The 25,929-nt window shown below is 41.5% G+C and carries 19 protein-coding genes; 13 read left to right on the top strand and 6 right to left on the bottom strand.

The features are described from left to right. Positions 1 to 23: 23 nt before the first annotated feature. Positions 24 to 797, bottom strand: a complete 774-nt coding sequence (locus SP4011_RS10105; protein ID WP_023939665.1) for a response regulator transcription factor — start codon at positions 795 to 797, stop codon at positions 24 to 26. After that, positions 790 to 2,439 (bottom strand): sensor histidine kinase, encoded by a 1,650-nt coding sequence (locus SP4011_RS10100; RefSeq protein WP_338619211.1) that lies wholly within the window; start codon positions 2,437 to 2,439, stop codon positions 790 to 792. The genes SP4011_RS10105 and SP4011_RS10100 overlap by 8 nt, the downstream gene beginning before the upstream one ends. A gap of 147 nt (positions 2,440 to 2,586) precedes the next feature. Between SP4011_RS10100 and leuS the strand changes: the two genes are divergently transcribed. From leuS to SP4011_RS10085, 3 genes are all read left to right on the top strand, one after another. Beyond that, a complete protein-coding gene (leuS, locus tag SP4011_RS10095; protein ID WP_338619210.1) occupies positions 2,587 to 5,088 on the top strand; it encodes a leucine--tRNA ligase in 2,502 nt (833 codons plus the stop codon). A gap of 109 nt (positions 5,089 to 5,197) precedes the next feature. Beyond that, complete coding sequence (locus SP4011_RS10090) at positions 5,198 to 5,893, top strand: GNAT family protein (protein WP_338619208.1); 696 nt, start codon at positions 5,198 to 5,200, stop codon at positions 5,891 to 5,893. A gap of 11 nt (positions 5,894 to 5,904) precedes the next feature. Beyond that, positions 5,905 to 6,324 (top strand): GNAT family N-acetyltransferase, encoded by a 420-nt coding sequence (locus SP4011_RS10085; protein WP_338619207.1) that lies wholly within the window; start codon positions 5,905 to 5,907, stop codon positions 6,322 to 6,324. 729 nt (positions 6,325 to 7,053) lie between these two features. Here SP4011_RS10085 and SP4011_RS10080 read toward each other — a convergent pair. Further along, positions 7,054 to 7,146 carry a type I toxin-antitoxin system Fst family toxin gene (locus SP4011_RS10080; RefSeq protein ID WP_000970382.1) on the bottom strand — a complete coding sequence of 31 codons (93 nt, stop codon included), beginning with the start codon at positions 7,144 to 7,146 and terminating at the stop codon, positions 7,054 to 7,056. Between the two features lie 320 nt (positions 7,147 to 7,466). Beyond that, a complete protein-coding gene (locus SP4011_RS10075) occupies positions 7,467 to 7,559 on the bottom strand; it encodes a type I toxin-antitoxin system Fst family toxin (protein WP_000969509.1) in 93 nt (30 codons plus the stop codon). A gap of 133 nt (positions 7,560 to 7,692) precedes the next feature. On the opposite strand from SP4011_RS10075, the gene ruvB reads away from it, so the two are divergent. The 9 genes from ruvB (at position 7,693) to SP4011_RS10030 (ending at position 18,956) form a co-directional block, all read left to right on the top strand. Then, complete coding sequence (ruvB, locus tag SP4011_RS10070) at positions 7,693 to 8,691, top strand: Holliday junction branch migration DNA helicase RuvB (RefSeq protein WP_004242086.1); 999 nt, start codon at positions 7,693 to 7,695, stop codon at positions 8,689 to 8,691. After that, a complete protein-coding gene (locus SP4011_RS10065) occupies positions 8,672 to 9,244 on the top strand; it encodes a nucleotidyltransferase family protein (protein WP_338619204.1) in 573 nt (190 codons plus the stop codon). The genes ruvB and SP4011_RS10065 overlap by 20 nt, the downstream gene beginning before the upstream one ends. A 347-nt stretch (positions 9,245 to 9,591) precedes the next feature. Further along, a complete protein-coding gene (locus SP4011_RS10060; RefSeq protein WP_000466722.1) occupies positions 9,592 to 10,350 on the top strand; it encodes an isoprenyl transferase in 759 nt (252 codons plus the stop codon). A gap of 8 nt (positions 10,351 to 10,358) precedes the next feature. Beyond that, positions 10,359 to 11,162 (top strand): phosphatidate cytidylyltransferase, encoded by an 804-nt coding sequence (locus tag SP4011_RS10055; RefSeq protein ID WP_338619201.1) that lies wholly within the window; start codon positions 10,359 to 10,361, stop codon positions 11,160 to 11,162. Between the two features lie 21 nt (positions 11,163 to 11,183). Beyond that, positions 11,184 to 12,443 (top strand): RIP metalloprotease RseP, encoded by a 1,260-nt coding sequence (gene rseP / locus SP4011_RS10050; protein WP_338619200.1) that lies wholly within the window; start codon positions 11,184 to 11,186, stop codon positions 12,441 to 12,443. A gap of 12 nt (positions 12,444 to 12,455) precedes the next feature. After that, positions 12,456 to 14,309, top strand: a complete 1,854-nt coding sequence (locus SP4011_RS10045; protein WP_338619199.1) for a proline--tRNA ligase — start codon at positions 12,456 to 12,458, stop codon at positions 14,307 to 14,309. A 98-nt stretch (positions 14,310 to 14,407) separates the two neighbouring features. Further along, on the top strand, positions 14,408 to 15,787 hold the full coding sequence (gene bglA / locus SP4011_RS10040; protein WP_338619198.1) for a 6-phospho-beta-glucosidase: 1,380 nt from the start codon (positions 14,408 to 14,410) through the stop codon (positions 15,785 to 15,787). Positions 15,788 to 15,979: 192 nt separating this feature from the next. Then, positions 15,980 to 17,788, top strand: a complete 1,809-nt coding sequence (gene glmS / locus SP4011_RS10035) for a glutamine--fructose-6-phosphate transaminase (isomerizing) (protein WP_173253785.1) — start codon at positions 15,980 to 15,982, stop codon at positions 17,786 to 17,788. 118 nt (positions 17,789 to 17,906) lie between these two features. Next, complete coding sequence (locus tag SP4011_RS10030) at positions 17,907 to 18,956, top strand: LLM class flavin-dependent oxidoreductase (protein WP_262081903.1); 1,050 nt, start codon at positions 17,907 to 17,909, stop codon at positions 18,954 to 18,956. Between the two features lie 99 nt (positions 18,957 to 19,055). Here SP4011_RS10030 and SP4011_RS11465 read toward each other — a convergent pair whose 3' ends face one another. Both SP4011_RS11465 and SP4011_RS10025 read right to left on the bottom strand, forming a co-directional pair. Beyond that, positions 19,056 to 19,127: an LPXTG cell wall anchor domain-containing protein gene (locus tag SP4011_RS11465; RefSeq protein WP_173277222.1), complete on the bottom strand. Its 72-nt coding sequence runs from the start codon at positions 19,125 to 19,127 to the stop codon at positions 19,056 to 19,058. A gap of 60 nt (positions 19,128 to 19,187) precedes the next feature. Then, entirely contained in the window at positions 19,188 to 23,312 is a 4,125-nt protein-coding gene (locus tag SP4011_RS10025; protein ID WP_338619195.1) for a pullulanase, read from the bottom strand. A 474-nt stretch (positions 23,313 to 23,786) separates the two neighbouring features. Between SP4011_RS10025 and SP4011_RS10020 the strand changes: the two genes are divergently transcribed. After that, positions 23,787 to 25,784: a thiol-activated cytolysin family protein gene (locus SP4011_RS10020; RefSeq protein WP_338619193.1), complete on the top strand. Its 1,998-nt coding sequence runs from the start codon at positions 23,787 to 23,789 to the stop codon at positions 25,782 to 25,784. Positions 25,785 to 25,929: the final 145 nt, after the last annotated feature.

Below are 25,929 nucleotides of genomic sequence, written 5' to 3'. Positions count from 1 at the left end.
TTCTCTACAAAAAGAAGAATAGCTTATTTTACTATTCTTCCGAGTGATTTCAATTCCTTTGGGGAAATATGGAGATACTTTTTAAATACTTTGGCAAAATATTTATAGTCTGAAAATCCAACTTGATCAGAGATGTCGCTTAGAGGGGAGTTGGGAGATTCAGCCATCTTATCTATAGCTTGTTTCAGACGATATTGTAAGATATATTCATTTAGAGTCATGGGGAAGTCTTCTTTGATAACTTTATATAGATAGCTTTCGCTATAGTTTAAAGCTTCAGCAATAGTCGCAATCGTAAAATGCTCTGCATAATGCTTGTGGACAAAGGAAATAATTTGTTGAATGATTTGGTTTTGTGTATCAATCTGTTGGATAGAGGTGAGTAAAGTTTGATATTCTTCTAAAAAAGGAGTTTCTTGATAGGTGCTACCTTGTAATCGCAAAACAATGTTTTGAAGACATTCTGTCAATTCCTTGGTATCAATTGGCTTGGATAAGAAATCAACTGCTCCATATTGCATGGCTTTTTTGGCATTTTGAAAATCGTTATAACCTGATAAGATAACTTTTTCATAAGAAAGAGTACGAGTAGCTTCGAACATCATAAAAGCATCCATAATTGGCATTGTGATGTCTGTTAAGACAATATGAGGTTCTTTTTCTTGGATGAGTTTCATTCCCTCTTGACCGTGACTGGCAGTTCCTACGACTTGGATACCTAAGGCAGAGTAGTCTACGGCAATTTCTAGCCATTTTCGGATGAGGTGTTCATCCTCTACGATAATGAGCTTAAACATGAGTTACTCCTTTCGTTACAAATTTGACCCAAGTTTCTCCTTGGGGATTGACTCCTAAATCTAGCTGGACATCAGAAAAGAAATTGGTCAATCGTTTGTAGCTGTTAACGATGCCATGCTGGGTATGAGGGCTTTCTAAAGAGTCTAAAATAGCGAGTCGCTCTTGTTTTGTGAGCCCTCCGGCATTATCCTTGACTAAAAAAGTCAGAGAATCTGCTTCCAAGGTAATTTGGATATTTATATGAAGATCAATACGGTATTGCATCCCATATTTTATAGCATTTTCTACGAGAGGAAGCAAGAAAAGTTTAGGAATAGGCTGATTATCAACAGTTTCTGGGCAGACAATATCATAGGAAAAGTGCTCGAAACGAATCTTATGAATCATAAGGTAATCCTCTATAATCTTTAAATCCTGGCAAATGGTTGTTTCTTTTTCTAAATCGGTGATACTGTAGCGAAGAATGCGCGTGAGATTTTGAATTAGGTCTTGTGTGAGGGCGGCATCCATTAAAGAAGTGATTTTAATCGTCTCAAGTGTATTGTAGAGAAAATGAGGATTGAACTGAGCTTCCAGCATTTTTCTTTCAAAAATCCACTTTTCTTTTTCTATGGTTAGCATTTTTTGATGAAGTTGATCTAATTCGTACAACATATTGTTGATTTTTTCTGCCATAAACTCAAACTCATCACCTGTTTGTAGAGAAAGCCTTTTTTCTGCTTGTTTGGGAATTTCTTGAAGTTGGTAAACTAAGCTTTCAATAGGAACAGCGTTGTGTGTAGCAATCTTATGAGCAATTCGTCTTGCTTGCCAGAAGTAGAGGAAGAATATACATAAGGTGAGGACGGAGGCTAGACCAAGTAAGCTAGGAATGGGAAAAAAGGATTGAAAAGTATAGATTGAAAAAATAGCACCGACTTTTTCTTTTTGAACAATAAGCGGTTCATTCGCATACCAGTGGGTGCGAGAGTGTAGAAGTTTTTCATCCAATTTTTCAAGAGTGGAACGAGTAAACTGATTTGTATTGTTGGAAAACATATTTCCAAAGTTATCGGTAATGATGTATTTGGAATTGATCATTGGGAAACTTGAGATGAAATCATTCTCATTTACGAAAGCAATAGTATAGGCCTTAACTCGTTGGTTTTGAAGTAGTGGTTTGATAAAGAGTGTGTAATGTTGCTTATCTGAAGAGAGTGCAATTTTTTCTGTAACTTTATCTTGAGAAGGATTTTGAATGAGTAGTTTTAGATAGTAGGGAGATAAAATACTTTCTTGATGATTTCGATTGGTACTAAATAGTAATTCACCTGTATCGTTTAGAATAATGAGGTCAGAACTAAGCTTTAATTTAGCTTTTGTCTCGTAAAATAAGCTAAAGACTTCTCTCTCTGTGTGTTTGCCGTCCAAAAATTCAGGAATCATTTTATAGTTCATAGTAGTCAGGAGCTCATTATTTGCTTCTTTCATTTCTTGAACCTGTTTTACAATCTGTCTTGTATCTTTGGAGAGTTGCTGCTTTTGTAAAAAATAGGAAAAACCAAAAAGTAAAATGAGTAGTAAAAGTGAGGTCACAAAGGCTGCGATAGAGCTTCTATGGAGAATTTCTTTTTGGAGAGATTTTTTAAAGGAATGAGACATCCGCTACCTCCTTGGAAGGGTTTTCTGTTATAAGTATAGCAGTTTAAAAATTTTAGAGCAAGGTAAAATAGAAAAGTATAGAATAGAACGAGACCAAATTCCCTCAAAAATGGTATAATAGTAACATCACAAAATTGGAGAGAGACCATGAGTTTTTATAATCATAAAGAAATTGAGCCTAAGTGGCAGGGCTACTGGGCAGAACATCATACCTTTAAGACAGGAACAGATGCATCAAAACCTAAGTTTTATACTCTTGATATGTTCCCTTATCCGTCTGGAGCTGGTCTGCACGTAGGACACCCAGAAGGTTATACCGCAACGGATATCCTCAGCCGATACAAACGTGCGAAAGGCTACAATGTCCTTCACCCAATGGGTTGGGATGCTTTTGGTTTGCCTGCAGAGCAATATGCTATGGATACTGGTAATGACCCAGCAGAATTTACAGCTGAGAACATTGCTAACTTCAAACGCCAAATCAATGCGCTTGGATTTTCTTATGACTGGGATCGTGAGGTCAATACAACAGATCCAAACTACTATAAATGGACGCAGTGGATTTTCACTAAGCTTTACGAAAAAGGCTTGGCCTATGAAGCGGAAGTGCCAGTAAACTGGGTGGAGGAATTGGGAACAGCCATCGCCAACGAAGAGGTCCTTCCTGATGGAACTTCTGAGCGTGGAGGCTATCCAGTTGTCCGCAAACCAATGCGCCAATGGATGCTCAAAATCACGGCCTATGCAGAGCGCTTGCTCAATGACTTAGATGAACTAGATTGGCCAGAGTCTATCAAGGACATGCAACGCAACTGGATTGGGAAATCAACTGGTGCTAATGTAACTTTTAAAGTTAAGGGAACAGATAAGGAATTCACAGTCTTTACAACTCGTCCTGATACTCTTTTCGGTGCAACTTTCACCGTTTTGGCTCCTGAGCATGAACTAGTAGATGCCATCACAAGCACAGAGCAAGCAGAGGCAGTAGCAGACTATAAACGCCAAGCTAGCCTTAAGTCTGACTTGGCTCGTACAGACCTTGCCAAAGAAAAAACTGGTGTTTGGACTGGTGCTTATGCCATCAACCCTGTCAATGGTAAGGAAATTCCAATCTGGATTGCCGACTATGTTCTTGTTAGTTACGGAACAGGTGCCGTTATGGCTGTTCCTGCCCATGACCAACGTGACTGGGAATTTGCCAAACAATTTGCCCTTCCAATCGTAGAAGTACTTGAAGGTGGAAATGTAGCAGAAGCTGCCTACACAGAAGATGGCCTTCATGTCAATTCAGACTTCCTAGATGGATTGAACAAAGAAGATGCTATTGCCAAGATTGTGGCTTGGTTAGAAGAAAAAGGTTGTGGACAAGAGAAAGTTACCTATCGTCTCCGCGACTGGCTCTTTAGCCGTCAACGTTACTGGGGTGAACCAATCCCAATCATCCATTGGGAAGATGGAACTTCAACAGCTGTTCCTGAAAGTGAATTGCCACTTGTCTTGCCTGTAACCAAGGACATCCGCCCTTCAGGTACAGGGGAAAGTCCACTAGCTAACCTGACAGACTGGCTTGAAGTGACTCGTGAAGATGGTGTCAAAGGTCGTCGTGAAACCAACACCATGCCACAATGGGCAGGTTCAAGCTGGTATTACCTCCGTTATATTGATCCACACAATACTGAGAAATTGGCTGATGAGGACCTTCTCAAACAATGGTTGCCAGTGGATATCTACGTGGGTGGAGCAGAGCATGCCGTTCTTCACTTGCTTTATGCTCGTTTCTGGCATAAATTCCTCTATGACCTCGGTGTTGTTCCGACTAAGGAACCATTCCAAAAACTCTTTAACCAAGGAATGATTTTGGGCACAAGTTACCGTGACCACCGTGGTGCTCTTGTAGCGACTGACAAGGTTGAAAAACGTGATGGATCTTTCTTCCATGTAGAAACAGGAGAAGAGTTGGAGCAAGCGCCAGCCAAGATGTCTAAATCCCTCAAGAACGTTGTTAACCCAGACGATGTTGTGGAACAATATGGTGCTGACACCCTTCGTGTCTATGAAATGTTTATGGGACCACTTGATGCTTCGATTGCTTGGTCTGAAGAAGGTCTGGAAGGAAGCCGTAAATTCCTTGACCGTGTTTATCGTTTGATTACAAGTAAAGAAATCCTTGCGGAAAACAATGGCGCTCTTGACAAGGTCTACAACGAAACGGTCAAAGCTGTCACTGAACAAATTGAGTCCCTCAAATTTAACACAGCTATTGCCCAACTTATGGTCTTTGTAAACGCGGCTAACAAGGAAGACAAGCTCTATGTTGACTACGCCAAAGGATTTATCCAATTGATTGCCCCATTTGCACCTCACTTGGCAGAAGAACTTTGGCAAACTGTTGCAGCAACAGGTGAGTCAATCTCTTACGTGGCTTGGCCAACTTGGGATGAAAGCAAATTAGTTGAAGACGAAATCGAAATCGTTGTCCAAATCAAAGGAAAAGTCCGTGCTAAACTCATGGTCGCTAAAGACCTATCACACGAAGAATTGCAAGAAATTGCTCTCGCTGATGAAAAAGTCAAAGCAGAAATTGACGGTAAGGAAATCGTGAAAGTGATTGCGGTACCTAACAAGCTTGTGAATATTGTTGTGAAATAAGATAGGAATCCTTCAGAGTAGAATCTGGAGGATTTTTTGAATCTTCTTATGAAAGTATGGTATACTATGGGCAACTATAAAGTTTGAAAAGCGAAACAAGGAGAATGCTATGCCAGTAAATGAATATGGTCAGATGATTGGTGAGTCAATGGAAGGTTATACACCCGGTGCACTGCCTTCTATTGATTTCTTAGAAGGGCGTTATGCTCGAATAGAAGCTCTTTCAGTGGAAAAGCATGCGGAGGATTTATTAGCTGTTTATGGCTCTGATACGCCTCGGGAGATGTGGACCTATCTTTTTCAGGAGCCAGTAGCAGATATGGAGGAGCTGGTTACCCTTTTAAATCAGATGTTAGCTCGTAAGGACCGTTTTTACTATGCAATCATAGACAAGGCAACTGGTAAGGCTTTGGGAACTTTTTCTCTCATGCGCATTGACCAGAATAACCGAGTAATAGAAGTGGGAGCTGTCACTTTTTCTCCAGAGCTCAGGGGGACACGGATAGGAACCGAAGCCCAGTATCTCTTAGCTTGCTATGTCTTTGAGGAGCTGAACTATCGTCGCTATGAGTGGAAATGCGATGCTCTTAACATGTCATCAAGACGAGCTGCGGAGCGTTTGGGATTTGTCTACGAAGGAACCTTCCGTCAGGCAGTGGTTTATAAGGGGCGTACGAGGGATACGGATTGGTTGTCTATGATTGATAAGGACTGGCCTAAAGTCAAATCTCGTTTAGAAATATGGTTGCGTCCTGAAAATTTTGACAAAAATGGACAGCAGTACAAGAGCTTGAGAGAGCTTTAAGAGGTGTTGAGATGATTACTATTAAAAAGCAAGAAATTGTCAAGCTAGAGGATGTTTTGCATCTCTATCAGGCTGTCGGTTGGACAAATTATACCCATCAACCTCAGATGCTGGAGCAGGCCTTATCTCATTCATTAGCGATTTATGTGGTACTTGATGGCGATGCTGTGGTGGGCTTGATTCGTTTGGTTGGAGATGGATTCTCATCAGTATTGGTTCAGGATTTAATTGTTTTACCAATCTATCAGCGTCAAGGGATTGGTGGTGCCTTGATAAAAGAGGCTTTAGAGGATTATAAAGATGCCTATCAAGTCCAGCTGGTGACAGACCAGACAGAAAGAACCTTGGGATTCTATCGTTCTATGGGCTTTGAAATCTTATCCACCTATAATTGTATAGGAATGACTTGGATGAATCGAGAAAAATCATAAAACTTGTTTTTTTATTAAGCAAAGTTTAAGGATGGTCTAGTATTATATAGTCATTAAATAAAGACCTCCTAACTTTATTTAATGAAATCCTAAAACTTTTTTCATCATAATCTCCTAATGAAGCCACCCAATCAGGTGGCTTTTTCGTGGATAGGTGATGGTGATAGATTTTTTTTGCAAAATAGTAAAATTTGAGAAAAGTTAAGCTAGTTTTAAGCTTTGTCTTGTATCATATAGTTACTAAATAAAGACCTCCTAACTTTATTTAATAAAATCCTAAACTTTTCTTTTTCATAATAATCTCCCTTAACTCCACCCAATCAGGTGGAGTTTTTGGCTCTATTTCAGGCTTTTGGGGACTATTCTAAAAATCATTTTTCGATATTTTTCGGTATTTTTCTGATTTTGGTCGGGGAATTGGAGGGGGACTTTTTTAGCGAATATGACTAAGAAATAGGTCTGTTGTCGCTTCAGTTACTTCAACCTCAATTTGATTGCAAGTGTCTGTGAATTGAAGGGTTAGAACTACTTTAATAATGTTCTTGGTTGTCAAGGAGTGAGTCATCATATTGTTGTATAGCGGTTAAAGTTTGAGAAGCTTAGGGTGTAAACCTTTGACAAAATGTGTGAACTGTGGGATAATAAAAAGGAATTGAGTACTAGTTCTATATCATAGGCTAGAAAAGACCCCAAGCTAACGTCCAAATAAGCTTGGGGTCTTTTTTGACACTATTTGTCCTTATTTAGCCATTTATCGACTAAGCGAAGAACGACACCGACCACAATTGGTCCGATGATAGTTTTGAGTACTAATTCCATCATGGGCTATCTCACCTCCTTTCGTAGGCGGTGTAGCAGTGCCGTATAATATTATACCACATAAATGTTAAACTCGGGAGGCACCCAATCAGGTGGAGTTTTTTGGCTCTATTTCAGGCTTTTCGGGAGTTTTCTAAACATCATTTTCCGATAACTTTCGCTTAATCTTGAACGTCTTGTCGTACAGCGGTTAAAGAGGATGTAAAGTTTTGACAAATTTTGTGAACTATGGGATAATAAAAGAGAATTAAGTATTGTGTCTATATCATAGGCTAGAAAAGACCCCAAGCTCACGTCCAAATAAGCTTGGGGTCTTTTTGACACTATTTGTCCTTGTTTAGCCATTTATCGACTAATCGAAGAACGACACCGACCACAATTGGTCCGATGATAGTTTTAAGTATTGTATCCATCATGGGCTAATTCACCTCCTTTCGCAGGCGGTGTAGCAGTGCCGTAGAATATTATACCACATAAGTGCCAAACTCAGGAGTCACCCAACCGGGTGGCTTTTTTGTTTGTGGCTTGGATTTTTGATATAATAGAGCTATGAGTAGAATTTTAGATAATGAGATAATGGGGGATGAGGAGTTAGTAGAACGCACGCTCCGTCCTCAGTACTTACGTGAATATATTGGGCAGGACAAGGTCAAGGATCAGCTCCAAATCTTTATCGAAGCTGCCAAAATGCGGGATGAAGCGCTGGATCATGTGCTCTTATTTGGCCCTCCAGGCTTGGGAAAAACGACCATGGCTTTTGTTATTGCCAACGAACTAGGTGTCAATCTCAAGCAGACTTCGGGTCCAGTCATTGAAAAAGCCGGTGATTTGGTAGCGATTTTGAATGACTTAGAGCCTGGGGATGTCCTTTTTATTGATGAGATTCATCGCTTGCCCATGTCGGTGGAAGAGGTGCTTTATAGTGCTATGGAGGACTTCTACATTGATATCATGATTGGTGCTGGTGAAGGCAGTCGCAGTGTTCATTTGGAGTTACCACCTTTTACCTTGATTGGTGCGACGACTCGGGCAGGTATGCTCTCAAATCCACTACGGGCACGTTTTGGGATTACAGGTCATATGGAGTATTATGCTCATGCTGACTTGACGGAAATTGTTGAGCGGACGGCAGATATTTTTGAGATGGAAATCACTCATGAGGCAGCATCTGAGTTAGCCCTACGTAGCCGTGGAACCCCTCGTATTGCCAATCGTCTCCTCAAGCGCGTGCGAGATTTTGCCCAGATTATGGGGAATGGGGTGATCGATGATCTTATTACCGATAAGGCTTTGACCATGCTGGATGTTGACCATGAAGGTTTGGACTATGTGGACCAAAAAATCCTTCGGACCATGATTGAGATGTACGGTGGTGGCCCTGTTGGTCTAGGAACTCTTTCTGTTAACATAGCAGAAGAGCGTGAGACGGTTGAGGATATGTACGAACCTTACCTAATCCAGAAAGGTTTTATCATGCGGACACGGTCTGGACGGGTGGCGACTGCTAAGGCATATGAGCATTTGGGGTATGAGTACAATGAAAAATAAGCAAGAAATTCTAGAGGCTTTTAGAAAAAATCCAGATATGATGGCTATTCTGACTATCATCCGAAACCTGGAGTTGACAGATTCCTGGTTGGCAGCGGGTTCTGTCAGAAATTTTATCTGGAATCTCTTGTCAGACAAATCCCCTTTTGACTGTGAAACAGATGTAGATGTTATTTTCTTTGATCCAGATATTTCTTATGAGGAAACCTTGTCCCTAGAGAAAAAGCTGAGAGAGGACTTCCCTCAGTACCAGTGGGAATTGAAAAATCAAGTCTATATGCACCAGCACAGCCCTCATACTGCTCCCTATAGCAGCTCTTGTGATGCTATGAGTAAGTATCCAGAACGATGTACGGCTGTTGGACTACGCTTGAATGAAGAATTAGATTTTGAACTCTATGCACCTTATGGTTTGGAGGATATTTTGAATTTTCAAGTTCGTCCAACTCCTCATTTCTTAGAAAATGAAGACCGAATGGAACTTTATCGAACACGTCTATCCAAGAAAAATTGGCAGGAGAAATGGAAAAATTTGATTTTTAAAAATAATTAAGGAAACTTTAAGCTAGGAAGTGTATACTAAGTCCATAAGTTAAGAAGACCTTAACTTAAACTCCTAAAACTTTTTCATAATAATCTCCCTAATAAAAAATAGAGTCGCCCAATCAGGCGACTTATTTTTTTGAAAAATGGGCTTGGTGCCTGAGAATAATACTCAATGAAAATCAAAGTGCAAACTAGGAAGCTAGCCGCAGGTTGCTCAAAACACTGTTTTGAGGTTGCAGATAGAGCTGACGTGGTTTGAATTTGATTTTCGAAGAGTATAAATAGCTTAGTGATAGAAGAAAATAGGGAAATATGGTATAATGAAACGATAGATTTTTGAATAGGAATAAGATCATGTTTGGATTTTTTAAGAAAGATAAGGCTGTGGAAGTAGAGGTTCCGACACAGGTTCCTGCTCATATCGGCATCATCATGGATGGCAATGGCCGTTGGGCTAAAAAACGTATGCAACCGCGAGTTTTTGGACACAAGGCGGGCATGGAAGCATTGCAAACTGTGACCAAGGCAGCCAACAAACTAGGCGTTAAGGTTATTACAGTCTATGCTTTTTCTACGGAAAATTGGACCCGTCCAGATCAGGAAGTCAAGTTTATCATGAACTTGCCAGTAGAGTTTTATGATAATTATGTCCCGGAATTGCATGCAAATAATGTTAAGATTCAAATGATTGGGGAGACAGACCGCCTGCCTAAGCAAACTTTTGAAGCTCTGACCAAGGCTGAGGAATTGACTAAGAACAACACCGGTTTGATTCTTAATTTTGCCCTCAACTATGGTGGACGTGCTGAGATTACACAGGCTCTTAAGTTGATTTCTCAGGATGTGTTAGATGCCAAAATCAACCCAGGTGACATCACAGAGGAATTGATTGGCAACTATCTCTTCACCCAGCATTTGCCTAAGGAGTTACGAGACCCAGACTTGATTATCCGTACTAGTGGAGAATTGCGTTTGAGCAATTTCCTTCCATGGCAGGGAGCCTATAGTGAGCTCTATTTTACGGACACCTTATGGCCTGATTTTGACGAGGCGGCCTTGCAGGAAGCCATTCTTGCCTATAATCGTCGTCATCGCCGATTTGGAGGAGTTTAGGAGGAAATATGACTCAGGATTTACAAAAAAGAACCTTGTTTGCAGGGATTGCCCTGGCTATTTTCCTACCAATTTTGATGATTGGGGGACTCTTGCTGCAGATAGCAATTGGAATCATAGCCATGCTAGCCATGCATGAACTTTTGAAGATGAGAGGTCTAGAGACCATGACGATAGAGGGCCTCTTGACCCTCTTTGCAACCTTTGCCTTGACCATTCCCTTGGAGAATTACCTGACTTTTTTACCAGTTGATGGGAATGTTGCTGCTTATAGTGTTTTGATTTCAATCATGTTAGGAACGACTGTTTTTAGCAAGTCCTATACGATTGAGGATGCTGTTTTCCCGCTTGCTATGAGTTTCTACGTGGGCTTTGGATTTAATGCTTTACTAGATGCTCGTGTTGCAGGTTTAGACAAGGCGCTTTTGGCCTTGTGTATTGTCTGGGCGACCGACAGTGGTGCCTATCTTGTTGGGATGAACTATGGTAAACGAAAATTAGCTCCGACAGTTTCTCCTAATAAAACCCTTGAGGGTGCCTTGGGTGGTATTTTAGGCGCTATTTTAGTAACCATCATCTTTATGATGTTTGACAGTACAGTTGCTCTTCCGTATGGAATTTACAAGATGTCAGTCTTTGCCATTTTCTTTAGCATTGCTGGACAATTTGGTGATTTACTAGAAAGCTCGATTAAGCGTCACTTTGGTGTTAAGGATTCTGGGAAATTTATCCCTGGACATGGTGGTGTTTTGGATCGTTTCGATAGTATGTTGCTTGTATTTCCAATCATGCACTTGTTTGGACTCTTTTAATCAAAAGACGGAGGAAATACTATGCTCGGAATTTTAACCTTTATTCTGGTTTTCGGGATTATTGTGGTAGTGCACGAGTTCGGACACTTCTACTTTGCCAAGAAATCAGGGATTCTAGTGCGTGAATTTGCCATTGGCATGGGACCTAAAATCTTTGCTCACATTGGCAAGGATGGAACGGCCTACACCATTCGAATCTTACCTCTGGGTGGCTATGTTCGCATGGCCGGTTGGGGTGATGATACAACTGAAATTAAGACAGGAACTCCTGTCAGTTTGACGCTTACTGATGATGGTAAGGTTAAACGCATCAATCTTTCAGGTAAAAAATTGGATCAAACGGCCCTCCCTATGCAGGTGACCCAGTTTGATTTTGAAGACAAGCTCTTTATCAAAGGATTGGTTCTGGAAGAAGAAAAAATATTTGCAGTAGATCACGATGCAACGGTTGTGGAAGCAGATGGTACTGAGGTTCGGATTGCACCTTTAGATGTGCAATATCAAAATGCAACTATCTGGGGGAAACTGATTACCAACTTTGCAGGACCTATGAATAACTTTATCTTAGGTGTCGTTGTTTTTTGGATTTTAATCTTCATGCAGGGTGGTGTCAGAGATGTTGATACCAATCAGTTCCATGTCATGCCCCAAGGGGCCTTGGCTAAGGTAGGAGTGCCAGAAACGGCTCAGATTACCAAGATTGGTTCACATGAGATTAGCAACTGGGAAAGCTTGATCCAGGCTGTGGAAACAGAAACTAAAGATAAGACGGCCCCGACCTTGGATGTGACTATTTCTGAAAATGGTAGTGACAAACAAGTCACTGTTGCACCGGAAGAAAGTCAAGGCTGTTACCTTCTAGGTGTTCAACCGGGGATTAAGTCAGATTTTCTATCCATGTTTGTAGGTGGTTTTACAACTGCTGCTGACTCGGCTCTACGAATTCTCTCAGCTCTGAAAAACCTGATTTTCCAACCGGATTTGAACAAGCTAGGTGGACCTGTTGCCATCTTTAAGGCAAGTAGTGATGCTGCTAAAAATGGAATTGAGAATGTCTTGTACTTCTTGGCAATGATTTCCATCAATATTGGGATTTTTAATCTTATTCCGATTCCAGCCCTGGATGGTGGTAAGATTGTGCTCAATATCCTGGAAGCCATTCGCCGTAAACCATTAAAACAAGAAATTGAAACCTATGTCACCTTGGCCGGAGTGGTCATCATGGTTGTCTTGATGATTGCTGTGACTTGGAATGACATCATGCGACTCTTTTTTAGATAATCGAGGAATATTATGAAACAAAGTAAAATGCCTATCCCAACGCTTCGCGAAATGCCAAGCGATGCTCAAGTTATCAGCCATGCTCTTATGTTACGAGCTGGTTATGTTCGTCAAGTCTCAGCAGGTGTTTATTCTTACCTACCACTTGCTAATCGTGTGATTGAAAAAGCTAAAAATATCATGCGCCAAGAATTCGACAAGATTGGTGCCGTTGAGATGTTGGCTCCTGCCCTTCTTAGTGCAGAATTGTGGCGCGAATCAGGTCGTTACGAAACTTATGGTGAAGACCTTTACAAACTAAAAAACCGTGAAAAATCAGACTTCATTCTAGGTCCAACTCACGAAGAAACCTTTACAGCTATTGTCCGTGATTCTGTTAAGTCTTACAAGCAATTGCCACTTAACCTTTATCAAATCCAGCCTAAGTATCGTGATGAAAAACGCCCACGTAATGGACTTCTCCGTACACGTGAGTTTATCATGAAGGATGCTTACAGTTTCCACGCTAACTATGATAGCTTGGACAGTGTTTATGATGAGTATAAGGCTGCCTATGAGCGTATTTTCACTCGTAGTGGCTTAGACTTCAAGGCTATCATTGGTGACGGTGGAGCCATGGGTGGTAAGGACAGCCAAGAATTTATGGCCATTACACCTGCTCGTACAGACCTTGACCGCTGGGTTGTCTTGGACAAGTCGGTTGCCTCATTTGACGAAATTCCTGCAGAAGTGCAAGAAGAAATCAAGGCAGAATTGCTCAAATGGATGGTTTCTGGTGAAGATACCATTGCTTACTCAAGTGAGTCTAGCTATGCGGCTAACTTGGAAATGGCAACAAACGAGTACAAACCAAGCAACCGTGTTGTCACTGAAGAAGAAGTGACTCGTGTTGCAACGCCAGATGTTAAATCAATTGATGAAGTTGCAGCCTTCCTCAATGTTCCAGAAGAACAAACAATTAAAACCCTCTTCTACATGGCAGATGGTGAGCTTGTTGCAGCCCTTCTAGTTGGAAATGACCAACTCAACGAAGTCAAGTTGAAAAACCACTTGGGAGCAGATTTCTTTGACGTTGCTAGTGAAGAAGAAGTGGCAAATGTTGTTCAAGCAGGATTTGGTTCACTTGGACCAGTTGGTTTGCCAGAGAATGTTAAAATCATTGCAGATCGTAAGGTGCAAGATGTTCGCAATGCAGTTGTCGGTGCTAACGAAGATGGCTACCACTTGACTGGTGTGAACCCAGGCCGTGATTTTACTGCAGAATATGTGGATATCCGTGAAGTTCGTGAGGGTGAAATTTCTCCAGATGGACAAGGTGTCCTTAACTTTGCGCGTGGTATCGAAATTGGTCACATCTTCAAACTCGGCACTCGCTATTCAGCAAGTATGGGAGCAGATGTTTTGGATGAAAATGGCCGTGCTGTGCCAATTATCATGGGATGTTACGGTATCGGTGTCAGCCGTCTCCTTTCAGCAGTGATGGAGCAACACGCTCGCCTCTTTGTTAACAAAACGCCAAAAGGTGAATACCGTTACGCTTGGGGAATCAACTTCCCTAAAGAATTGGCGCCATTTGATGTGCACTTGATCACTGTTAATGTCAAGGATGAAGAAGCACAAGCCCTGACAGAAAAGCTTGAAGCAAGCTTGATGGGAGCTGGTTATGAAGTCTTGACAGATGACCGTAACGAACGTGTTGGTGTTAAATTCAGCGATAGCGACTTGATTGGATTGCCAATCCGTATCACTGTTGGGAAGAAAGCAGCCGATGGCATCGTAGAAGTGAAGATTAAAGCGACTGGTGACACCATCGAGGTTCATGCAGATAACGTGCTTGAAACGCTTGAAATTCTCAGCAAGAAATAAAAACTATAATCAGAAGAAAAACAAGGAAAAAATGTAACTAGTTTTTACCTTGTTTTTTCTGTATAATGGGAAAAATGAGTAGATAAAGAGGTAAATGTATGCTAAGATTTCCAAAGGATTTTGTCTGGGGTTCCTCTACTTCTGGACCACAAACAGAAGGACGTGTAGCTGGTGACGGTAAGGGAGATAATCTCTGGGATTATTGGTACCAAGTGGAGCCAAATCGTTACTATAATGGAATTGGTCCAGATAAGACATCGACCTTTTATGAAAACTGGGAAAAGGATATTGAGCTACTGTTAGAAACTGGTCACACGGCCTTTCGGACTTCTATTCAGTGGTCACGGATTTTTCCACAAGGGCGCGGAAAAGTCAACCCTCAAGGTGTGGATTTTTATCGTAAGGTTTTTGAAGGTATTAAGGCTAAAGGGATTCGTCTTTTAGTCAATCTTTACCATTTTGATCTGCCTTTTGCCCTTCAAGAAGATGGTGATGGTTGGGAAAATAAGGCGACTGTCTCAGCCTATGAAGACTATGCTCGTTTTTGTTTTGAGACTTATGGAGATTTAGTGGATCAATGGATTACCTTTAACGAGCCCATCGTTCCTGTAGAATTTGGCTATTTTTACGATGCCCATTATCCACATAAGGTGGATGCAGAGGCGGCAGTTAAAGTAGCCTATCATACACAATTGGCCAGCAGTCGGGCGGTCAAGGTCTGTCATGAACTCTTGCCTGATGCTAAGATTGGAATTGTCCTCAACTTGACACCGGCTTATCCACGTAGCCAGCATCCTGCTGATGTCAAAGCTGCTCGTATTGCGGACCTTTTTCAGGCCCAATCTTTCTTAGATCCGTCTGTTTTGGGGACTTATCCACAGGAGTTGGTAGAAATCTTACATGAATACGGTCTCTTGCCTGATGCTACAGAGGAGGAGTTGGAGCTCATTCGTGAAAATACGGTGGACTTCCTTGGTGTCAACTACTATCAACCTTTGCGTGTTATGGCGCCTCGATTTGCTAAGCATCCAGAGAGTCCACTCTTGCCAGAACATTTTTATGAGCCTTATGTGATGCCTGGACGTAAAATCAATCCTCATCGTGGCTGGGAGATTTATGAGCAAGGGATTTATGACATTGCCCAAAATATCAAGGAAAATTATGGTAATATCGAGTGGATGTTGACAGAGAATGGTATGGGTGTTGAAGGAGAGGAAAAATTCCGTCAAGATGGGATGATTCAAGATGATTATCGTATTGACTTTGTAAAAGGTCATCTTCGTGAACTGCACCGTGCCATTGAAGACGGAGCCAATTGTAAGGGCTACTTAATTTGGACCTTTATCGATTGCTGGTCATGGCTCAATAGCTATAAAAATCGCTATGGCTTGGTCGAATTAGACTTGGAAACGCAAGAACGTCGTCTGAAGAAATCAGGGCACTGGTTCAAGGAACTAAGCGACAATAATGGATTTTAAAAAAGACTCTGACTGATTGTTCTAATTGGTCAGAGTTTTTTTGATTTCAGGAAGTTGATTTCGACTATACCAATTTTTACTCTTGACAAGTGAAAGAAACAAGTATATACTGTTTTTGCTGATTCTATAAAAGAGGAATTAGACTATACCAATTTTAAGGAGAAAGCACAGCTGGTCTGTGTCGTATATACTATGTGTGGAATTGTTGGTGTTGTTGGAAACACAAATGCAACTGATATTTTGATTCAAGGGCTTGAAAAGCTCGAATACCGTGGCTATGATTCTGCGGGGATTTTTGTCCTAGGTGGTGCTGAGAACCATCTAGTCAAGGCTGTTGGTCGTATAGCAGAATTGTCTGCCAAGACAGCTGGTGTTGAGGGAACAACTGGTATTGGACATACTCGTTGGGCTACTCATGGAAAACCAACTGAAGACAATGCTCACCCACATCGCTCTGAGACAGAACGTTTTGTCTTGGTTCACAATGGAGTGATTGAGAACTACCTTGAAATCAAGGAAGAATACCTTGCAGGTCACCACTTCAAAGGGCAAACAGATACGGAAATAGCCGTTCACTTGATTGGAAAATTTGCGGAAGAAGATGGCTTGTCAGTTCTTGAAGCCTTCAAAAAAGCTCTTCACATTATCCGTGGTTCTTATGCTTTTGCCTTGGTTGACTCACAAGATCCTGAAGTCATCTACGTGGCTAAAAATAAATCACCACTTTTGATTGGTCTTGGGGAAGGCTACAACATGGTTTGTTCAGACGCCATGGCTATGATTCGTGAAACCAACCAATATATGGAAATTCATGACCAAGAGCTGGTAATCGTCAAGGCTGATAGCGTGGAAGTTCAAGACTATGATGGCAACAGTCGTGAGCGTGCTAGTTACACTGCTGAACTTGACTTGTCTGATATCGGTAAGGGAACTTATCCTTACTACATGCTCAAGGAAATTGATGAGCAACCAACGGTTATGCGTAAACTCATCCAAGCCTACACAGATGAGGCTGGTCAAGTTGTCGTAGACCCAGCTATCATCAAGGCTGTTCAAGACGCAGATCGCATCTACATCCTTGCAGCTGGAACATCTTACCATGCAGGATTTGCTTCTAAGAAAATGTTGGAAGAATTGACAGATACACCAGTTGAACTTGGAATCTCATCTGAGTGGGGCTACGGTATGCCACTTCTCAGCAAGAAACCACTTTTCATCTTTATCAGCCAGTCTGGTGAAACAGCGGATAGCCGTCAGGTTTTGGTTAAGGCTAATGAAATGGGAATCCCAAGCTTGACAGTGACAAACGTACCAGGTTCAACTCTTTCTCGTGAAGCCAACCATACCATGCTCCTTCATGCAGGTCCTGAAATTGCCGTGGCATCAACCAAGGCTTATACAGCACAAATTGCAGCCCTTGCCTTCCTTGCAAAAGCAGTTGGAGAAGCGAACGGCAATGCTAAAGCGCAAGACTTTGACTTGGTTCATGAGTTGTCAATCGTAGCTCAGTCTATCGAATCAACTCTTTCAGAGAAAGAAAACATTGAAGCCAAGGTTCGTGATCTTCTTGAAACAACTCGCAATGCCTTTTATATTGGGCGTGGTCAAGATTACTACGTAGCTATGGAAGCAAGCCTTAAACTCAAAGAGATTTCTTACATCCAGTGTGAAGGCTTTGCGGCAGGAGAACTCAAGCACGGAACCATTGCCTTGATTGAAGAAGGAACACCTGTCTTGGCACTCTTGTCAGATCCAGTCCTTGCCAACCATACTCGTGGAAATATCCAAGAGGTGGCAGCTCGTGGTGCCAAGGTTCTCACTATCGCAGAAGAAAATGTTGCCAAAGATACAGACGATATCGTTCTTACGACTGTACACCCATACCTCTCACCAATCTCAATGGTTGTGCCAACGCAATTAGTCGCTTACTTTGCAACACTCCACCGTGGCCTCGATGTGGACAAACCACGTAACCTTGCCAAGTCAGTAACGGTAGAATAAGCTAAAAAAGTCTAGTTATCTAGGCTTTTTCTTGTGAGCAAATGGGTTGCTTGTACTCAAGATTCGTGTTAGAATAATTTTTCAAATTGAAGGACAGAGATAGACAAGGGGAATTACAATGGTAGAATTGGGAATTTCAACATTTGGGGAAACAACGGAGCTTGAAGGGACTAGACAAACTTACAGTCATGCCGAACGTATTCGCCAGTTGGTGGCAGAAATTGAACTGGCTGACAAGGTTGGTTTGGATGTATATGGGATTGGTGAGCACCATCGAGCGGATTTTGCGGTATCTGCGCCAGAGATTGTCCTGGCAGCTGGGGCAGTCAATACCAAGAAAATCCGTTTGACCAGTGCAGTCAGCATTCTCTCGAGCATGGATCCGATTCGTTTGTTCCAACAGTATGCCACTATCGATGCTTTGTCAAATGGACGTGCAGAGATTATGGCTGGAAGGGGTTCTTTCACGGAATCTTTTCCCTTGTTTGGATATGATTTGAAAGACTACGAAGCCCTTTTTGATGAGAAATTAGACTTGCTCCAGTTAGTCAATGAGAAGACCAGGATAGACTGGCAAGGGCGATTGACCCAAACAATCTCTGGCAAGGAAGTTTATCCTCGTCCAGTTCAGGACAAATTACCCTTGTGGATAGCGACAGGTGGCCATGTCGAATCAACAGTGAAGATTGCTCAGGCAGGTCTACCGATTGTCTATGCCATTATTGGTGGGAATCCGCGTTATTTTAAAAAGTTGATTCAGGCTTATCGTGAGATTGGTAGCGAAGCGGGTCATGCCAGTAATGAGTTAAAGGTTGGGGCTCATTCTTGGGGGTGGATTGCTGAAGATGGCGAGCAGGCTGTGAAAGATTATTTCCATCCGACCAAGCAAGTAGTGGATGCTATTTCCAAAGATCGCCCGCACTGGCAGGAATTGCGTTATGAACAATATTTAGAGCAAGTTGGACCAAATGGCGCCATGTTTGTGGGAAATCCAGATCAGGTGGCAGAAAAATTGATTCGTATGATTGAGGATTTAGGATTGGACCGCTTCATGCTCCATCTACCGCTTGGTTCTATGCCTCATGAACAAGTTCTAAGAGCTATTGAACTCTTCGGAACACAAGTAGTATCCAAAGTCAGGGCTTATTTTGCCATGAAAGAGGCTTAATAAAAAATACTAATCAAATGTATTATAACCACAAATATTGTACAAAAATCAATCCCCCTAGACTTAATGCTTGGGGGATTTTTCTATAGGAGGGCTAGTTTAGTTCTCTTTTTTATTTTTTAGCAAGAACCCGAGACCTAGAAGGGCAAGGAGGCTGATTCCTGCCAACAGGAGTTTGTGATCGTTGAGCTTAGTTATATCTAGCTATGCAAAGGTTATACAGTAGCAGTTTTAGCTAATCCATTCACCGTTTTCATTGACCAAATAGCCTTCAACTCTTGTATTAACTGCAAGTTTACCTGATGAATCAACATAGTACCATTTGCCAGAAACTTCAAACCATTGATTTTCTTTCATAGCTCCTGATGGCTCAAGATAGTACCAAGTATCTCCATCCTTAACCCAACCGGTTGACATAGAACCGTTACTATTTAGGAAGTACCAAACATTACCATCTTTCACCCAGCCAGTAACCATAGAGCCATCATCTTTTAGATAATACCAAGTATCTCCATCTTTTATCCAACCAGTAGCTAGAGAACCGTCTGCTTTATGGAAATACCAGATGCCATTTTCTTGTTTCCAACTAGCTTTAGTTGTCTGATTTGGAGTTTCCGATTTCTTATTTGTATAAGCTGGGGTGTAGGAAGTTACAATAGCTTGTGTAGAAGTAGCTGGAAGTGATTGAGTATTACTGTCCTTATGTGGCTTCTCAGCTTGTGAACCAGTTGTAGCTTGGCTAGGTTTATTTTCTGCATCAGCTACTGTTGCAGATGGTTTAGTAGAATCAGGTTTAGCTTGTGGAGCTGGATCTTGATGTGCAGGGTGAGAAGCTTCATTTTGATGTTCAGGCTTGGAAGGGGTTGAGTCTGGTTTCTCTTCTGCGGTTGACCCATGGCTAGTTCCATTTTGAGAGACTCGAAGAACAGTAGCTGTAAGGGCATTCAATTTCAAGCCTTTTTCAGTCCATTTAAGTCCTTGAGGGTTGGCAATTCCGACTGGCCCTGCTTGGTTTTCATCTGCTAAAACTTCAGCATTTCTTAGATGTGCAAAGGCAGTTCCCAAATTAAATTCGCGAGCTTTTTCGTCAGCGTTGACAAAGACTGCATAGATGTCTCCATTTGGAGCAGTGATTTGGTAGCCAATCACTACATCCTCTTTTTCTACACCATTTTGACCTGGGACAGTGATGAGGTGGACACGGTCTTTGATATCTTGGAGACTCTTAAGTCGGAAGGCATCTGTAGATTGACGAAGGGCAATCAACCCTTTCATATAGTCACGGCTCTTGACATTTTCAGGATATGCTTTTCCATCTGTAGCCTTAGTCCAGTCAAACTTGTTAATAGCATCACTCGAATCGTAAGAGTCATGGATGAAGTAAGGGTAGTCAAACGGATTGCCATCCTTATCACGCAACAAGTGAGATTTGTTTGGTTGTTTGTCCTCTGCTACTGGAGTCTTGTAGGCTGGATCACGGAATTGTTTGGTACGTCCGTATTCCTGACCAGAGTGGATAAACGGAGTTCCTTGAGCAGTCAAGACCATGAGATTTCCAAGTCGCAAACGACGGTGGATTTCAGCATAGTTCTCGGCCTTGCTTGGGTCTTTTTTAATAGACTGAGCGATGATGTCAAAGAGGGTCAAGTTATCGTGGGCTGCGATGTATTGGATGACATCTCCAGGACTGTCTGCTTCAAAGTTGGTTGGTTGAGCAATCAGATTTTTAAAGACAGTGTTGATATCACGCTTGCCACCTGTGATAAAGGCAGGTTGACCTTCGTTTGGATAACCAGATTTGAGGTTGTTACGGATGTCATCTGAAAAGACAGCGACAGTATCGGTATGTTTCATCCAATCTTGGTCAGCAGCTTTAGTAGGCATGTTTTCATCACCAGCATAGGTTCTCCAACCTTCACCTAGCATGATGAGGTTTGGATTGAGGGCGCGTGCAGCCTTGTATGCTTCTTCGATAGAAGCTGCATCATGGTCTCCCATCATATCAAAGCGGAATCCATCAACTTTGTAGGTATCAACTAGATATTTGATAGAGTCAACTAGGAGTCGTTTGGTCATATGATGGGTTGTTCCCAAACGTCCACCACCAAAGCTAGTTCGAGGTGTCCCATCAGCATCCATAAAGTGATAGTAGTTTGGCTCTAGGTCTTCAAAGATATCGACTTTGGCTGTATGGTTGTAAACTACGTCCAGGATAGCTCCCATGCCACGTTTGTGGATCTCATTGATGAGGTTTTTAAACTCTGCGATTCGTTTTTCTGGATTTTTAGGATCGCTTGAATACATACCAGTCAAGGAGAAGTAGTTTTGAGGGTCATATCCCCAGTTGTAGTTGCTGTTGCTTGAAGCGTAGTCAGACAAGCGTTCATGGTTTTTCAATTCATTGACAAAGTAGTAAGACAAGACTGGAAGGAGCTGGATATGGGTTACACCCAAGTCCTTGAGATAGTCTAGTTTTTCGATGAAGGCTTCAAAGGTACCAAATGGTTTGGTCAAGTCTTTTGCAATGGCAGGATCTGAAGTGAAGTCACGCACATGAGCTTCGTAGATAACGGCATCTTCACGAGTCTTGAAGTTGTGAATCTTACCATAAGTCAAGTCTTGAGGTCCTAGTTTAGCTGGATCTACAAAGGAGGCTTTAGCCACTTTATGGGAAGCGTCTGTTTTTGCAAGATCGCTGTTCCAAGCAGCAAGAGATTTAGCGTAAGGATCGAGTGCAAGAACAGTTTTCCCCTGACGCTCGATTTGGTATTGATAGTAGTATCCAGTGAAATCTGTGATTCCGAGTTTGTTTGTGCTGTCTAGAGTTTGTTTCCAAGTTCCTCTTTCCCCTTTTTCAAGAGCGACAGTTCCAACTACTTTGTCAGGGTCATTCTTGTCGTAGACAACGACAGAAACCTTATCAGCACTTGGTGACCAAAGGGTCAAATCAACTTGTTTTCCTTCTTCTTTAAGATCAGCTCCAAGTTTACCATCATAGCTGTAAGTCTCATCTTTCAGACGCCAGCTTGTTTTGGTAGTGAATTGGTCAGAGTTGTAGCTAACGGTATAAGGATGTTTTGTGTCAGAGAAATCTCCGCTGTAGGTCACTTTCTTACCAGCTTCATCGATTGTAACATCAGTAATAGCTACTTTGTCTCCCAGGTGATTAGTGATGTTGGAGTGTTTGAGGATATCCTCTTTTTTAGCACCAACAAGTGTTGAAAAACTACTTTCAATGCTAGAAGTGCCTACGTGTTGGGCTCCTGTCATACGGATATCATGGACATAGTATGGATTTGTGTAAATCGATTCGTCATCGTCTTTTAGGAAAATTTGGCTATGATTTTTCAAATCTGTAAACTTATAATCTTCTTTACGGATTTTCACGTCGTCTCCTTGTTTGCTCTCATCTAATAGCAAAAATCCAAATTCTCTCGCAGCTTCATTAAGAGGAATGTCGATATAGCGACCGTATTTACCTGTAGCCGTAAAGTCTGTTCCGTCAGGCCATTGAGCGCTACTTGGATTTTTCACATCTCCCCAGTACCAGAGAGATTTCTTGTCATAGTTGCCATCTGTGCGGTAGTAGTTGACGCGAACAGTTCCTGCAGGTTGTGGTTCGTAAGAGAAAACCTTGTAATCTTGGTCCAACCAAGCCTCATTCATCTTTGGTGCCAGTTTTTCTACAGATTTATCGCCGGTTAGATTTTTCCCAGCTGTATTGTTGATGAGGAAGCTAATTTTCTTAGCTTGTTCTCCCTTTAATTTGACATCTAGGTAGTAGCCGTAGTCGTCTTTTTTAGCATCCTTGAAGGACAAGGCTCCGTTAGGCCAGTTTTCAGAAGGTTTTTCAACATCATCCCAAGTCCAGAGTCCTTGAGCATCCTTGTTTTCTTCAGGAAGTTTTTTGACATGGATACGGAAGTAGTTGTCTTCGATTGGCTCTTCTACCTTAGTTTCAGTCGTTACTGGACTAGTAGAAGTAGTTGGCTCATTTGAACGATCTTGTCCAGTTTGTGGTGCTGAATCGGCTGGGCTTGCAACAGGAGTTGTTGGATCTGTTGCAGGTTTTTCTTCTGCTTTCTCTAGGGAAGCGTTTGCATTTTCGAGTGAAGAAATATCACTTTCCTTCTTACCAGAGCCAGCTGCTGTATCAGTAAGAGGTTGGGCAAGGATGGTTGTATTTCCGTTGCTGGGTTCGTTAGTGGTTGTTGTACTTTCGTCGGCTGAGATAGTTGGCGTAGCCATAGCAAGTAGGACAAGGCTTGCGCCGATAAGGACAGAACCAGTTCCATTCTTGAGGGAACGGATGCTGTAGACCATTTTTTTCTCAGTTTGAGCTGGTGTTTTTCTCATAATGATTCTCCAATCAATAAATTTCTATATCAGTATAGCATGTAGTAAAACAATATGCAAGCGTTTTCTTTGGTTTGTAAAAGAAATTCTTACTTTTGAGAAGTTTTCCGTATTATTTTATATATCAGTATAAATGATGGAGATAAAAATGTCACATAAGACAAGCCGTATTATTAGGAAGATGATGTGTTCCCAGCTATTTTTATTCAGAAATTGCTCTCTAATATTTCTTTAAAAAGTTCATCTAGCGAAACTATAAATAGGAAGAGAAAAAGCTAGCGCTTCTCAAGTTTTATCTAGTTTCCAAACTATAGTATTTACTGGAAATCTAAAGAAAATATCAGAAAAATTCAGCAAACGTTTTCTTCTTATTTTCTTGACTTTTTTGCTGATTTGTGCTTGACTTTTACTTGAAATTTGATAAACTATAGACAAATAGGAAAACGTATTCATTTAAAAACGGAGGAATAAGGAATGAATCAAGAAAAACGTTTGCATCGCTTTGTCAAAAAGTGTGGACTCGGTGTGTGTAGTGCTGTTGTTGCGGCCTTTTTATTGAACGCTCAGGGAGTAGCTTTGGCTACAGAGCAAGGGAATCGTCCAGTTGAGACAGAAAACATCGCTCGTGGAAAACAAGCTAGTCAAAGTTCTACTGCTTATGGAGGAGCTGCTACACGAGCAGTGGATGGTAATGTTGATAGTGACTATGGGCACCATTCTGTAACGCATACAAACTTTGAAGACAATGCTTGGTGGCAAGTTGATCTTGGAAAAACAGAGAATGTTGGAAAAGTTAAACTTTACAATCGTGGAGATGGGAATGTAGCTAATCGTCTTTCCAATTTTGATGTTGTTTTGTTAAATGAAGCAAAACAAGAAGTTGCTCGTCAACACTTTGATAGTTTGAATGGGAAGGCAGAACTTGAAGTTTTCTTCACCGCCAAAGACGCTCGTTATGTAAAAGTGGAGTTGAAAACTAAAAATACTCCATTGAGCTTGGCAGAAGTGGAAGTATTCCGTTCAGCAACAACTCAAGTTGGACAGGATAGAACCGCACCAGTAGTAGATCAAACATCAGCATTGAAAGACTACCTTTTTGGCTTAACTTATAATCCTTTGGATATTTTAACTCGCAAGGGAGAAACATTAGAAAATCGCTACAACACAAGTGCTAAGGAACAAAATGGAGAGTTTGTCGTTGTAGAAAAAATCAAGAAAACCCTCTCTACAGGCACAGCAGATGTTTCCATCAATGGAAATCAAAATGTCTTCCTAGGTGGCTTGTATAAGGCAAACCAAAATCTGCTAGAAAATCAGCCAGAATTGATTAGTCTTGCCCGTGCAAAGGGGACAGTCAGCGTCGATTTACCTGGTATGATTCAGTCTGACAGCCGAATTGAAGCAGATCCTACAACTAGTGGTATGCAGTCTGCGATGAATACCTTGGTTGAAAGATGGACAAAGAATTACTCATCTAGCCATTCCGTTCCTGCCCGTGTTCAGTATGAATCAACTACAGCCTATAGCATGAATCAATTGAAAGCAAAATTTGGTGCAGACTTTGAAAAAGCAGGTGCACCGCTCAAGATTGACTTTGAGGCTGTGCAAAAGGGTGAAAAGCAAATTGAAGTTGTAAACTTTAAACAAATCTACTATACAGCGACATTTGATGCACCGACCAATCCAGCGGCTGTATTTGACAAGAGTGTGACACCTGAAGATTTAAAACAGAGAGGCGTTGATTCACAAACTCCACCTGTATATGTATCAAACGTTTCTTACGGACGTCAAATCTATGTTAAGTTTGAGTCAACAAGTAAGTCTACTGAATTAAAAGCAGCTATCAATGCGGTTATCAAAGGCGCAACAATTGCTCCAAATTCTGAATGGAGCCGTCTATTGAAGAATACTTCTGTAACAGCGGTAATTGTAGGAGGTAATGCTAGCGGTGCCGCCAAAGTTGTCACAGGAACAGTCGAAAACTTGAAGGAACTCATCAGAGAAGGAGCTAACTTTAGCGCTCAAAGTCCAGCTGTGCCAATCTCATATAAGACTGCCTTCCTAAAAGATAATGCCCAAGCAACTTTACAAAATAGTACAGACTATATCGAAACGAAGGTTACTTCTTACAAAAATGGCTTCTTGAAACTTCATCATAAGGGTGCTTATGTTGCGCGTTACTACATCTATTGGGATGAAATTACATATGATGAACAAGGAAATCCAGAAATCCGTTCACGTCAATGGGAAGATAACGGAAAAAACAGAACTTCAGGCTTCCAAACAGAGATTCAATTTAAAGGAAATGTCCGTAATCTTCGCATCAAGGTTCAAGAAAAGACGGGTCTTGTATGGGAACCATGGCGTACAGTTTACAACCGCACAGACTTACCACTAGTACAACAGCGTACAATTACACATTGGGGAACAACTCTAAACCCTAAAGTTGATGAAAAAATTGTGAATGAGTAACGATTTGATTTACTTGATTCGATAGTAAACAGTGAAGAGGAGAAACTTCGATTTCTCCTCTTTTATGATTGACTTTTGAGAGAATGAAAAGGGTAACTTCTATAGCAGATTGAAACTAGAATAGTACGTTGTTGCTATTAAAACA

The organism is Streptococcus parapneumoniae, assembly GCF_037076355.1.
Classification (GTDB): domain Bacteria; phylum Bacillota; class Bacilli; order Lactobacillales; family Streptococcaceae; genus Streptococcus; species Streptococcus parapneumoniae.
The sequence above is the reverse complement of the archived record's forward strand: the minus strand, read 5'-3'. Positions and strand labels throughout refer to the sequence as shown.